Source organism: Bathymodiolus platifrons methanotrophic gill symbiont (genome assembly GCF_002189065.1).
Classification (GTDB): Bacteria; Pseudomonadota; Gammaproteobacteria; order Methylococcales; family Methylomonadaceae; genus Methyloprofundus.
Genome location: NZ_BDMN01000298.1, coordinates 1 through 13,764, shown reverse-complemented (window position 1 = coordinate 13,764; position 13,764 = coordinate 1). Strand labels below are relative to the sequence as shown.

Sequence of the window (13,764 nt, the reverse complement as noted above, 5' to 3'; positions counted from 1 at the left end):
ATAGTGAATTACAGGATGCTATTTATAGTTTACGCCTAGACAGTCAAAAGCAGGGCTATTCAATCATAGACAAAGTGATTAGCCATCGTCAGTTGGGGGAGCAAAAAATCCCTGCGACTCTTTCTTTTGCTAACGAAGCTATTTTTCTAAATTACTTATCCAAAACAGCTGAGTTTATGCGGTTTCAGGCACTCACTCAGCAAAGCCTGGAGCAGGATGGTTTATTACTAGACTGGTTAATTCGTTATCCGTTTAAAGTCATGCAATATGCTGAAGTCTGGCCGCAATTATTAAAAGTGTGTGCCTATTTTGAGACGCATCCGCAACCCGATTGTTATATTCGCCAATTAGATATTAAAGGTGTAGATAGCCAAATTTATTGAACAACACAAAAGCATCTTAAGTGAGTTACTAACTCAGACTTTAGCTGACTCCAGTTATCAGAGCGATATTACAGGCTTAAAAAATAACGGTTTTGAGCGTCGTTATGGACTGCGTTATGACCAGCCCTTGATACGTCTGCGAATTCTGGATGCATCTCTAACTATTCACAGTCTAACAGATTTAACCCTGACATTAAGTGAATTCAAACAGTTGAAAATTGCCGCAAAAAGGGTGTTTATTGTTGGAAATAAGGTGACTATGCTTGCGTTTCCTGACCACCCTGAAGCAATTGTTATTTTTGGTCTCGGTTATGCAGTGAATTTATTAGTAGATGCACAGTGTTTACAAGGACGAGAATTGTATTATTGGGGAGATTTAGACCCAGATGGTTTAACTATATTATCGCGCTTGCGACAATATTATCCTCAGGTAAAGTCCTTGTTGATGGATAGGAAAACCCTAGAGCATTTTAAACATCTAGTGGTGCATGCGCCCACACAAAGTATAGAGAAAGAACTGCAGTATTTAACTGAAGAAGAATGTCTTCTATATCAAAAACTGCATCACGGGTCATTGCGCCTGGAGCAAGAGCGCATTAGTTTTAATTATTTACAAAAGTCTTTGGCGATATGACAGTACTTACACTTTTGCTCTAACAGCTATTTAATTGATTTTAGCGGGAGTGGCTAATATTTTCCCATGTATTTTAAGGTCATAAGCTAAAGTGTTATAATCACAAATTCTTGCTAGGCAGGATCCCTTACTAATATCACAGGGCTCATCAAGTAAACCATTATTTAAAATAATCATTCTCAGGACCTCACCTTGACAGCACAAAAAGATTTCATTGATGTGATACAGGAACACCAGCAAGTTATTAATCAGTTAACAGGTTTCAAGCCACTGATCTCTCAGGCCTCAAAGCTAATCATTAGCACCTTGATATCGGGTCACAAAATCCTGCTTTGCGGGAATGGCGGTAGTGCGGCAGATTGTCAGCATTTTGCTGCTGAACTAGTTATTCGTTACCATAAAAATCGGCGCGCCTATCCTGCTATTGCACTAACAACAGATACTTCTATCCTGACAGCACACCCCAATGACTTTAGCTTTGATAGCCTGTTTTCTCGTCAGGTTGAAGCACTGGGTTCCGAGGGTGACTGTTTAATTGCATTTTCCACCTCTGGAAATAGTGAAAATATTATTCAGGCAAGTGTTACTGCTAAACAAAAAAATATGAGCATTATCGGTTTAATGGGGGGGGATGGCGGACGTTTAAAAGCTCTGGTAGATATGCCTATCGTCATTCCTTCGACAACAACAGCCCGTGTTCAGGAAGCACATATGTTAATTTACCACTGGTGGTGCGAAATGGTTGATGAGGTTCCTAATGATTAGTGAGATCCCTGAATTTAAAAGATTAAATATACTGGTCGTCGGTGACCTGATGCTTGATTATTACTGGTCCGGCCAAACTACCCGTGTATCGCCTGAGGCTCCTGTGCCTATCGTCAAAGTTGCAAAGAAAGAGGGTCGTGCAGGTGGCGCAGGTAATGTCGCCTTAAATATCGCGTCATTAGCCGCCAAGGTGACTCTATTAGGCATCGTTGGCGATGATGATGAAGCTGGTGAATTGCAAGGATTACTAGAAACAAAAGGCGTATGTTGTGATTTTATTACCAGTAAACATGCACCCACAGCGTGTAAATTACGAATAGTTGCCCAGCACCAACAGCTTATACGCCTGGATTTTGAAGAGCCCTTAATTGATTTTGACTACTCAGAGCTACTGACACACTATAAAAAAGTATTAGCTGGGGCAGATGTGGTCATTTTCTCGGATTATGCCAAAGGCGTTTTAGAGCATATTCCCCAGCTACTTGAGTTAGCAAATGCACAAAACGTGCAAAGCTTTGTTGACCCTAAAGGCGACGACTTCTCGCGTTATCAAGGAGCAACTTTAATCACCCCTAATCGAGCTGAATTTCAAGCTGTTGTCGGAACATGCCAGGACAATGAACAGATTATCAATAAAGGACAGGCATTACTTGAACAATACGATATTGACGCCTTGCTGGTCACCTTGAGTGAACATGGCATGGCTTTAATTAAAAAATCTGAAGCCTACTTTTTACCCACACATGCGCGGGAAGTCTTTGATGTCACTGGAGCCGGTGATACCGTTATTGCCAGCATGGCACTTGGTGTTGCTTCAGGACTGGATTTACAGCATGCCATGCATCTGGCTAATATGGCAGCAGGCATAGTCGTAGGCAAATTTGGTACTTCGGTAGTTTCCAGCCATGAACTGAATCGTGCCTTACATGGCGATAAGGAAAATATCAGTGGTGTGGTCTCAGAAACAGAGTTACAAAAAGAAATCGACTTTGCCCAGCAAAGTGGCGAAAAAGTAGTCATGACTAATGGCTGTTTTGATATTCTACATGCGGGTCATGCTGCCTATCTTGAACAGGCCAGATTATTAGGGGATCGCCTGGTTGTTGCCATTAATTCAGATGAATCTGTACAGCAATTAAAAGGTGAATCTCGTCCGATTAACAAATTAGCAGACCGTATGACAATTATCGCAGCCCTTGGCTGTGTTGACTGGGTTATTCCGTTCTTTGAGGAAACTCCTGAACGTATTTATAATAAACTTTTACCCGATATACTGGTTAAAGGTGGTGACTACAAGCCCGATCAAGTTGTCGGTGCAGAAGCGGTCATTAAGGCGGGTGGTAAAGTGGAAATTCTGGATTTTGTTGCCGGAAAATCTACCACGACAACCATTGCTCGCATTAAAAACCAGTAAACATAGGGCGTTGCTTCAGAGGCTGTGAAAGTATATGCTTTCACAGCCTCCTCCCTTGAGAAGGGGGGATCGTATGAAAACATATATCAAACCTCCCCTAACCCCTCCTTAACTAAGGAGGGGGATTTTGTTGAATACTTTCCAGTCTCTTCAGGCCACTTAATGAAGTAAGTGAATTAATATTTTTATCTCTTTTTAAACACACCAAGGCTTATAGCTATGATTATTGTCACAGGCGGCGCTGGATTTATCGGCAGCAATATTGTTAAAACCCTCAATCAACAAGGGCGTACTGATATTATTATTGTTGATGATTTAACCGATGGTACAAAATTTCGTAATATTGTTGACTGTGATATCGCCGATTACTGGGATAAAGATGACTTTCTCAACAGAGTGCAAAACAATACTGATCTACCAGATAATATAGAAGTTATTTTTCATGAAGGCGCCTGCTCCTCTACTACAGAGTGGGACGGAAAATATATGATGCAAAATAATTATGAGTTTTCCAAAGCTTTATTGCATTACTGCCTCGATCATTCCATTGCCTTTATTTATGCCTCATCGGCAGCAACTTATGGAGGCAATAAACAATTTACCGAAAGCCGCGAGTACGAAGACCCCCTGAACGTTTATGGTTATTCAAAATGGCAATTTGATCAATATGTTCGCCACCTTGATTTAGACAATACAACTCAAGTTGTCGGTTTACGTTATTTTAATGTGTATGGCCCCAGAGAACAGCATAAAGGTAGCATGGCTAGCGTTGCCTTTCATTTACATAATCAAATCTTAAAGGGCGAAAACCCTAAGTTATTTGAAGGCTGTGATGGTTACGAAAATGGTGGTCAGTTACGTGATTTTATCTATATCGATGATATTGTCGCTGTAAATCTTTGGCTATTTGCACACCCGGAAGTCAATGGTATTTTTAATGTCGGTACCGGCAAGGCGCAATCATTTAAGGATGTTGCTAATGCTGTAATTGATTACCACAAAAAAGGGCAAATTAATTACATTCCTTTCCCAGCACACCTGAAAGGCAGTTATCAGAGTTATACTCAGGCAGATATGAGCAAGTTACGTGCAGTGGGTTATAACGCCCCTTTCAAAACGGTTCAGGAAGGAGTTTCCTTATATTTAGCGTGGTTGAGTAGAGGCTAATTTTTTATTACCTGCTTACTTTCCAATACAAAAAGAACTAAAAATCTTACCTAGCAAATCATCCGATGTAAACTCACCGGTGATTTCTGAAAGTTTATTTTGCGCTTGCCTTAGGTCTTCGGCGACTAGTTCGCCTGCCTGATTAACTTTTAGTTGGCTGAGTGCATTTTGTACGTATTCCAGCCCATTGCTTAGGGCCTCTATATGTCTACGCCTGGCGATAAAGACATTATCTGCTGTACCATCAAAACCTACACTTTGCTTTAAATGCCGGGTTAGTAAATCCATACCTATATTTTGTTTTATCGACAGGTAAATTGCAGTGCTATCGTCTTGTTCTATAATTTCGGGTGAAATTTCACGTAAATCAATTTTATTATAAATTTTGGTCAGACTGATATGTTCAGGTAAGCTTTTTAATAGACTATCGGGTTGTGGGTCATTAATATCAATCAATAATAAAATTTTATCGGCTTTTTGTATTTCTGCATGAGCACGACGGATACCCTCTTTCTCCACCTCATTATCACTATCACGTAGCCCCGCAGTATCGATAATATGTAGAGGCATGCCATCTATTTGTATACGCTCTTTAAGTACATCACGTGTGGTGCCGGCGACATCAGTTACGATTGCTGCTTCATGCCCCGCTAACGCATTCAATAAGCTGGATTTACCCGCGTTGGGTTTACCTGCAAGAACCACCGTCATACCATCACGTAATAGGCGCCCTTGTTGAGCTATCTGTAAAATATTTTCTATGGCTGTTACCAGACGAATAATTCGATTTTCAACGATGCCATCGCTTAGAAAATCTATCTCTTCATCAACAAAGTCGATTGCGGCCTCGACATAGATGCGCAATTCGATCAGCTCTTCAACCAGCTCATTAATTTGTCTGGAAAAAACACCTTGCATAGACTTTTGCGCAGAACGGGCAGATTGTTCGGTACTACTTTCTATTAGGTCAGCAATCGCTTCTGCCTGTGCCAGGTCAAGCTTGTTATTTAAGAAAGCCCTTTCTGAAAATTCACCAGGCTTTGCCATTCGCCCACCTAACGATAAGATACGCCTGAGTAGCATATCCATGATGACAGCCCCGCCATGTCCTTGGATTTCTACTGTATCCTCGCCGGTAAATGAAGCAGGATTAGGGAAAAATATCGCTAAGCCCGAGTCAATAATGCTTTGATCTGCATCATAAAAAGATGCATAGTGAGCATGACGTGCTTGCAAGTCTTTATTGACCAGTTGCTGCGCAATATCTTTTGCCTTATTGCCAGATATTCTAATAATGCCGACACCACCATTCCCTCGTGGCGTTGCAATAGCAGCTATCGTGTCCTGATGTGTAATCTTCATAAATAGGCCCAATAAATAACGTTCAACATACTCTATTTTATTAATACCCTCCCTCGTAACATGGACGTAGGATGAGGACAATTAAATCTCGAAACATTTAAAGGCAGGCTAAAGAGACGGTGAAAGTATTCAACAAAATCCCCCTCCTTAGTTAAGGAGGGGTTAGGGGAGGTTTGATCTATTAAAACTAATCATACAATATCAATGACATATGTTTTTATACGATCCCCCTCAATCCCCCCTTCTCAAGGGGGGAGGCTAAAAGCAGATACTTTCACTAGCTCTAAAGCCGCACCCTACAACTATCAGAATAATAACACTGCTAGTTTATATTTTTTCTCTTAAATACAAAAAGCCGAATCGGCTTACGCTGATTCGGCTTTTTGTATTGATAATGCGCAATTTTTCTTAGGTTTTTTCTGGCTCTTTACCAACAATTTTATTGGTGATATACCATTGCTGCATAATCGATAAAGTATTATTAGTTACCCAGTATAAAACCAGACCTGCCGGGAAGAACAAGAAAAACACAGTAAATACGATAGGGAACATACGCATGATTTTTGCCTGTAATGGATCAACAGGCGCAGGGTTTAGTCTTTGCTGAAGGAACATGGTGATACCCATGACAACAGGCAAAACAAAGAAAGGATCTTTTGCTGATAAATCATGAACCCAAAGTAAAAAAGGTGCTTGTCTTAATTCAACAGTTTCAATTAATACCCAGTATAAGGAAATAAACACCGGGATCTGTACCATAATCGGTAAACAGCCGCCCATAGGGTTCACTTTTTCCTTGCGGTATAAGCTCATCATTTCTTCATTAAAGCGCTGTCTATCATCGCCATAGCTCTCTTTTAATTGAGCTAAACGTGGTTGTAGTTTGCGCATTTTTGCCATTGACTTGTAGCTAGCTGCCGACAATGGAAAAAACAGAGCTTTAATACATAGAGTCACACCCATAATGGAGAAACCCCAGTTATTCACTACATTGTCATGGATCCAGTTAAGCAAGGCATAGATTGGTTTACCAATAATAGTCAGCCAGCTGTAATCAACGGTTAACTCTAGCCCTGGAGCAACCGCTTCCATCATAGGCTGAATTTTAGGACCAATAAACAATTGACTACTTAAAACCGCACTAGTATTTGCCGCAACAGTAGTTGGGTTGGAATAAGAACCAATAACAAACCGTGAGTTGCTTAATTCCTTGGTAAAGTAATGTTCTTCGTCAGCTGCAGGCGGTACCCATGCTGTCGCGAAATAATGTTGAATCATAGCTGACCAGCCACCAATAGTCTTGGTTTTTAGGTCTTCTTCCGCCATGTCATCAAAATCAATTTTCTGGTACTTATCTTCTTCTGTGTAGACAACAGCTCCAGAGTAGGTACGAATAAAGGTATTTCCTTTTCCATCAGAATGAGGCACTCTAAGTAATTGAGTGTATTGTCTACCCGTCCAGTCATTAGCAGACTGGTTGTCAATTTTTTGGTCTAATCCAATAACATAACTGCCACGTGTAAAAGTATAGGTTTTGGTATAGTTTAAGCCGTTACCATCAGTCCATGTTAATGGGACAGTAAGTATATTCTCCCCCGCTTTAAGTTCGTAGCTCGTTTTTGCAGAACTTAATTCTGAATTATGATTAGGAAGTTTAACTGACTTCCCACTAGTTAGTAGCCCACTTTGACCTAAGAATAGTTTTTCAGTGCTGCTATCAAATAATCGTATTTTTTGCTCTTCACCTTTAACAACAGTGTAATCTAGCAAATCCAGGTTACGTAGCGTTCCACCCTGTGTGTCTATTTCTAATTGGTAAACATCGGTGTTTACACTAATAATATTATTTGCTACAACTTCCGATAATGGAAGTTCAGAAGTGTCCTGATTATTTTCTGTACCTATATTAATAGGGTTGCCATTTGCATCAATAGCCGTTTGCATAGGAACTTCAGGCTGTGGGCCATAATCTGCCTGCCATGCTTCCCATAACATTAATGAAATCATCGCAAGAATGACGATGAGTACAAACCTTATATTCTCCATTTTTACTTACCAGTTTTTTTGGGTACAGGATCATCAATATCACCATGATAAAAAGGGTGACACCGAAGTAATCGTTTTATTGTGAGATAGGAGCCGATTAAAGCACCATGCATGGCAATAGCCTGCATAGCATAGCTCGAACAAGAAGGGTTAAAGCGGCAATGACTTCCTAACAGAGGGCTTATAAAATATTTATAAAACCTGAACAGGGCTATGAGTATGTAGCGCATCGCTTAATTAATTTAAGCCAATGATTATCCAGAGAAGCCTGAAGCCTTTTAGACTTCGCTGTTGCCGCATCCCTGCGTGCCATTACAACAATATCGATATTTATCATTTCATGTTGTTGTAATCTAAAGCTTTCCCGGGCAGATCGTTTGATTTTATTTCTATCAACAGCACGTTTTATATTTTTTTTTGCTATTGCAAGGCCTAAACGTGGGTAGTCTAGTTCATTGACAATGGCGAGTACTGTAAAATATTTATCGGATGATCTTTCCGCTTTAGCGAAAACACGTTTAAATTCAGCTGGCTCCCTTAACCGCACTTGCGGTGGAAAACAAGCGGCTTTCTGTGTCAACTGTTATAGAGCTAGTGTATGACGACCTTTTGCTCTACGTGCGTTAATTACTTTACGACCACCTTTAGTCGCCATTCTTGCACGAAAACCATGAGTACGTGCACGCTTTATTTTACTTGGTTGATAAGTTCTTTTCATTCTAAGGGTTCCTTAAGCTTATAGGGTAAAAATGGATGAAAAAGAGATGGAATGATATGAAATTATTAGTATTTTGTCAATAAGATAGATAGACAAATGCAGAAGAGTCTCAATATTTTATCCTATAAATAGCGATAAGTTCAGTATTTATAGTGAGTTTGTTTTTGTTGAGAGCAAGGTCCTGATGTAGGTCTATAGCTGGCTACGAAACTGTTTCAGCAACGCAGCCCTCGGCGTAAAGCAGCAGTTAGAAAACCGCAACCATGGCCGGATAAAATATAAATCGGATTCATTACGGCTCTGTAATAAACGCCTAAAATATCCTATGCTTACTGTCACTCCTTGCCCAATAGGCCCACAATGCTAAGGGCAGCTGAGGCAGGGTAAATCAATAAAGAATACTTTCCTGAATCTGGGATGTAATATAAGGTTATGACAGGATTAGGGCAGCAGTCTTTTCTAAATCTCCTGTAATATTGATTCAAAACCCTCAAGCTCTACTGCTTAATGGCTATAACAGTTACAATGGCTCGATTCTAGCTACTCCATAACCGGAAATAAGAGCTTATACTTTTCGTTTTATTGAAAAAACAAGGAATTTAAGATGTCACTTGCCGTTGCATATAGTAGAGGTCGATCTGGAGTTGATGCGCCTCTGGTAACAGTTGAAGTGCATATTTCCAATGGCTTGCCTGCTTTAAATTTAGTTGGCCTATCTGAAGCGGCAGTCAAAGAAAGCAAAGACCGTGTTCGGGGTGCTATTATTAACTCGCATTTTCAATTCCCTATGCAACGCATTACCATTAACCTGGCACCTGCGGACGTACCTAAGGAAGGCGGGCGCTTTGATTTACCGATTGCACTTGGTATTCTTGCTGCATCGGGACAAATTTCTACTTTAGAGCTGGCAAAATATGAATGCATAGGCGAACTTTCTTTAGGGGGTGATTTACGTAGCGTTAATGGCGTATTACCTGTTGCATTACAGGCACGAGAAGCAAATAGAGCTTTGTTTTTACCTTTAGAAAATGCTCAAGAAGCGGCATTAGTACAACATGCAGAACTATTTCCGGCACAGCATTTATTGGCAATCTGTGCACACCTTAATGGTCAGCAACGCCTTCCTACACAGCTAACACAGACTCCTTCAAGTGCAGCGCATAACACAGAACTAGACTTTGCCGATGTTCAGGGACAGTTTCGCGTGAAACGTGCATTAGAAATCGCTGCAACAGGTTTGCATAACAGACTGATGCTTGGTCCCCCAGGCACAGGAAAGTCCATGTTAGCATCTCGCTTACCTAGCATATTACCTCCCTTAACCGAAGCACAAGCACTGGAAAGTGCAGCGATTGTCTCCATTAGTGATACTCACTTTAATGCCAGTAACTGGCTTAAACCTCCTTATAGAGCTCCGCATCATACTGCCTCGGCACCTGCATTAGTGGGTGGCGGGAGTAATCCCAAGCCAGGGGAAATTTCTTTAGCGCATAACGGCTTGTTATTTCTCGATGAGTTACCCGAATTTGATCGCAAAGTACTGGAAGTATTACGTGAGCCATTAGAAACAGGACATATCACCATTTCTCGCGCCGCAAGACAGGCAGATTTTCCTGCTCGATTTCAGCTTATTGCCGCCATGAATCCATGCCCCTGCGGTTACCTGGGAGATCCATCTGGACGTTGTCATTGCACTTCGGAGCAAGTATCCCGGTACCGAGGCAAAATCTCCGGCCCGTTATTAGACCGAATTGATATGCTCCTGGAAGTGCCTCGTGTTTCGCATGAAGTCCTACGCAAAGGCTCTCCAGAAGGCGAAGAAAGCAGCGCAAGTATACGCCAACGAGTGATCCATGCACGGAACATTGCAATAGCACGCTCAGGGAAAGTGAATAGCAAACTTAGTGCAGCAGAGGTAAAACAGATTTGCACGTTGACCGAACAAGGTCATCAATTATTAGAGCAAGCCATGAATAGCTTTGGTTTATCGCATCGCGCCTATCACCGAATATTAAAACTGGCACGTACCATTGCTGATTTAGCAGAATCTGAACAAATCGAAATCCCACATTTAAGCGAAGCAATAAGCTATCGTAAACTAGACCGTCAACCTTAATGCCTAAGCTTAACCCTGAACAAAATCGTGCAGTCAATACCATAGACAGTCCTCTGCTAGTACTTGCAGGTGCTGGTAGTGGTAAAACGCGAGTCATTACTGAAAAAATTGCCTATCTAGTTAAGCAAGGGCTGCCTGCACGACATATTGCTGCACTGACATTTACCAATAAAGCAGCAAGAGAAATGAAAGAGCGGGTTGGTAAATTATTAGATGACAAACAATTACGCGGCTTACGTGTTTCGACATTTCATTCTCTAGGCCTGGATATTCTACGCAAAGAACATAAAACTTTGCAGTATAAAGCAGGGATTTCCTTGTTTGACGAGCAAGATAAAATTACTCTGTTAAAAAATCTTATCATGCATAGTCATGCGAATTACGATATAGATAATGTCGAAAGTTATTCTGGAAAAATTGGGCAATGGAAAAATGCCTTTATCACGCCGGAGCAGGCAAAAAGTCATGCTAGTGCAGAAGATAACGATGCCGCACATTTATATGCCGACTATACACGTAGTTTAAAAGCCTATAATGCCGTTGATTTTGATGATTTGATTTTACTCCCCGTTTTACTATTTCAAAACCACACTGATATTCTGGAAAAATGGCAAAACAAAATTCGTTACTTATTAGTCGATGAATATCAGGATACCAATATCACCCAGTATCAACTGGTCAAATTACTGGTAGGAAAGCTTGGTAAATTCACTGTCGTGGGTGATGATGACCAATCTATCTATGCATGGCGAGGAGCACAACCAGAAAACCTGGCTCAATTACAAAAAGACTATGCACGCCTAACTGTGATCAAACTGGAGCAGAACTACCGTTCTTATGGACGAATTTTAAAAGTTGCTAACCAGCTTATTGCCAATAATCCACACGCCTTTGAAAAGAAATTATGGAGTGATATGAGTTTTGGCGAACCATTGCGCGTATTAACCCATAAAAATGATAACGAAGAAGCAAAACAAGTTGTTTCGGAAATCGTGCATCATAAATTCAAAACCGGCGCTGATTATGGTGATTACGCGATCCTTTATAGAGGCAATCACCAATCACGTTTATTTGAACGCAGTTTACGTGAGCACGACGTCCCCTATTTTATTACGGGCAGTACCTCATTTTTTGCCTATGCAGAAATCAAAGATATCCTTAGTTACCTGAAATTATTTGTTAATCCAGATAATGACGCAGCTTTTTTACGTATAGTGAATACTCCGCGCCGTGAAATAGGTCCGACTACTTTAGAAAAACTGGGAGCCTATGCCAATGAACGACATATAAGCTTATTCAGCGCCTGCTCGGAAATGGGCGTAAGAGAAAAGCTCCCTCAGGCAGCATTGGCACGTTTACAAAAGTTTTGCGAATGGACTCATAGGACAGCCAGCTCTATGCAAATGGGCGATACCTTTGCTGAAATGAATGCCTTTATCGAACAAATTAATTATCACCAATGGCTACAGGAAAACAGCAACACCCAGCAAGCAGCTGAACGTAAAATTAAAAATGTCACTGAACTGGTTGAATGGCTACAGCGTATCGCAAAAAGTGAAGATGACAACGAGCAGGAAAAGACTCTCGATGAAATAGTTTCTAAAATTCAATTGATGGATATTCTAGATCGTAATCAGGATGAACAGGCAGAAAATCAAGTCAGCTTAATGACTTTGCATGCAGCAAAAGGGCTGGAATTCCCTCATGTATTTTTAATTGGTATCGAAGAAAATATTCTGCCGCATCAAAACAGCATCGAAACAGACAATATAGAAGAGGAACGTCGTCTTGCCTATGTTGGTATTACCCGGGCACAACATACATGTACCTTTAGCTACTGTACTCACCGTAAACGCTATGGTGATATAAGCGAAAGTGAGCCCAGCCGGTTTTTAGCCGAACTACCCGAAGAAGACTTAGAATGGGCAAGTAAAAAACCCGCAGATGAAGCCGAACAGAAGGTGCGCGGTAAAGCGAATCTGGCACATTTAAAATCCATGCTATCGTAAATCACAACGATACGTTAAAATAGACAGTTCAAATTACGCGCCCGTAGCTCAGCTGGATAGAGTACTGCCCTCCGAAGGCAGGGGTCGGACGTTCGAATCGTCTCGGGCGCGCCATATTACATATGATCTGTAGCTGATATTTAAGTCATTAAATATTCATAGAAAATAGCTGAGTTGCGATTGAATAATTAAAATAAATGAAGGTTTTGAAATATGTACTTAATTCAATTTTTTTACAAACTGTAATGCTCCTGTAATGCCGTTATAGAAGTAGCACCACTTCTCAGAGTAGGCTGTATGCATCATTGAATAGAAGTCATAAACTTTGCAACTTAGTTCTTACTGTAAGGCCAAAACCTCGATATGCTCTATTTTGCAGTAACGTTACTGTAACCCCAACTACCCATTTTTACCTGGATTGGTAAAATAAAATTTATGCACCGTGGCGTATCTCTATATTTCATGGTTTTACTTCTGCATTTGATTCAATTGAAATTAGAACTTTTACAACAAGTAAATACTTCTATTGATACATTAAGTTTTTCGTTAAATTTATGTCACTTATATGCCCCACAGAGAGACATAAAACGATATGTATATACAGGTACTCAGACTTCTGTCTCAAGCCTTTAATTTAAAGGGACTAGCATATTTTAAAAGGGCTGAAATTACATCAGACTTCGTCTTCCTCTAGGACTATAAATAATACTTCTTCAAGACTTCTAATTTATCGTTCAACTACGAACTTATTTGAACCGTACAAATCATACTTTGAGGAGACGTCTATAAACTTTTCATACTGGCATTCTAATTATGAAATATGTACAATTTTATACTGTACCTAATGTGATACTAGCTCAAGAAAATAAAGTGATGCCATTAAATAAAACCATCAGGCATTTTGACAAAAGAGTAATGGTGAATTTTCCTAAATTATATCTTTAGGAATGTGCACGAAATAACTTCCTGAAGCAGCCAAGCTTGAATAATGAAATATCTCCCCTAAATTAAGGTTATCTTAATTTATTACTCAGTGGTTGTCTTATGTCATTTCCTTATAAAAAAAATATCGAAAAGTCGATGAAGAAATTTTATGACTCACTTTGTGAAAAAAATAAGCGACGGTATGCCGCCATTGAAAGTGAAAAAT

General features: G+C 40.3%; 12 protein-coding genes and 1 tRNA gene. 8 read left to right on the top strand and 5 right to left on the bottom strand.

All coding sequences use genetic code 11. The features are described 5' to 3' along the window. The 5 genes from CDZ78_RS15785 to rfaD form a co-directional block, all read left to right on the top strand. Window positions 1-383 (top strand): DUF3322 domain-containing protein (locus tag CDZ78_RS15785; protein ID WP_244559273.1); only part of this gene is annotated, 383 nt, incomplete at its 5' end. Continuing rightward, window positions 367-1,017: a DUF2220 domain-containing protein gene (locus tag CDZ78_RS15780; protein ID WP_087870860.1), complete on the top strand. Its 651-nt coding sequence runs from the start codon at window positions 367-369 to the stop codon at window positions 1,015-1,017. The genes CDZ78_RS15785 and CDZ78_RS15780, both read left to right, overlap by 17 nt. A gap of 192 nt (window positions 1,018-1,209) precedes the next feature. Further along, window positions 1,210-1,782, top strand: coding sequence for a D-sedoheptulose-7-phosphate isomerase (locus CDZ78_RS15775; protein ID WP_087870859.1), 573 nt, complete (start codon window positions 1,210-1,212; stop codon window positions 1,780-1,782). Beyond that, window positions 1,775-3,196, top strand: coding sequence for a bifunctional D-glycero-beta-D-manno-heptose-7-phosphate kinase/D-glycero-beta-D-manno-heptose 1-phosphate adenylyltransferase HldE (hldE, locus tag CDZ78_RS15770; protein ID WP_087870858.1), 1,422 nt, complete (start codon window positions 1,775-1,777; stop codon window positions 3,194-3,196). Before CDZ78_RS15775 ends, hldE begins: the two co-directional genes overlap by 8 nt. 219 nt (window positions 3,197-3,415) lie before the next feature. After that, window positions 3,416-4,363, top strand: a complete 948-nt coding sequence (gene rfaD / locus CDZ78_RS15765; protein WP_087870857.1) for an ADP-glyceromanno-heptose 6-epimerase — start codon at window positions 3,416-3,418, stop codon at window positions 4,361-4,363. Window positions 4,364-4,378: 15 nt separating this feature from the next. Here the strand turns inward: rfaD and mnmE are convergent, their stop codons facing one another. From mnmE to rpmH, 5 genes are all read right to left on the bottom strand, one after another. Then, window positions 4,379-5,725: a tRNA uridine-5-carboxymethylaminomethyl(34) synthesis GTPase MnmE gene (mnmE, locus tag CDZ78_RS15760; RefSeq protein ID WP_087870856.1), complete on the bottom strand. Its 1,347-nt coding sequence runs from the start codon at window positions 5,723-5,725 to the stop codon at window positions 4,379-4,381. A 408-nt stretch (window positions 5,726-6,133) separates the two neighbouring features. Further along, window positions 6,134-7,771 (bottom strand): membrane protein insertase YidC, encoded by a 1,638-nt coding sequence (gene yidC / locus CDZ78_RS15755; protein ID WP_087870855.1) that lies wholly within the window; start codon window positions 7,769-7,771, stop codon window positions 6,134-6,136. A gap of 2 nt (window positions 7,772-7,773) precedes the next feature. Next, on the bottom strand, window positions 7,774-8,001 hold the full coding sequence (gene yidD / locus CDZ78_RS15750) for a membrane protein insertion efficiency factor YidD (protein ID WP_087870854.1): 228 nt from the start codon (window positions 7,999-8,001) through the stop codon (window positions 7,774-7,776). Further along, window positions 7,983-8,351, bottom strand: coding sequence for a ribonuclease P protein component (gene rnpA, locus CDZ78_RS15745; RefSeq protein WP_087870853.1), 369 nt, complete (start codon window positions 8,349-8,351; stop codon window positions 7,983-7,985). Before rnpA ends, yidD begins: the two co-directional genes overlap by 19 nt. Window positions 8,352-8,354: 3 nt before the next feature. Further along, window positions 8,355-8,489 carry a 50S ribosomal protein L34 gene (gene rpmH / locus CDZ78_RS15740; protein ID WP_087870852.1) on the bottom strand — a complete coding sequence of 45 codons (135 nt, stop codon included), beginning with the start codon at window positions 8,487-8,489 and terminating at the stop codon, window positions 8,355-8,357. 604 nt (window positions 8,490-9,093) lie between these two features. Here rpmH and CDZ78_RS15735 point away from each other — a divergent pair. From CDZ78_RS15735 to CDZ78_RS15725, 3 genes are all read left to right on the top strand, one after another. After that, complete coding sequence (locus CDZ78_RS15735; RefSeq protein WP_087870851.1) at window positions 9,094-10,605, top strand: YifB family Mg chelatase-like AAA ATPase; 1,512 nt, start codon at window positions 9,094-9,096, stop codon at window positions 10,603-10,605. After that, entirely contained in the window at window positions 10,605-12,614 is a 2,010-nt protein-coding gene (rep, locus tag CDZ78_RS15730) for a DNA helicase Rep (protein WP_087870850.1), read from the top strand. The genes CDZ78_RS15735 and rep overlap by 1 nt, the downstream gene beginning before the upstream one ends. A gap of 37 nt (window positions 12,615-12,651) precedes the next feature. Beyond that, window positions 12,652-12,728, top strand: a tRNA-Arg gene (locus CDZ78_RS15725). The last annotated feature ends 1,036 nt before the right edge of the window (window positions 12,729-13,764 follow it).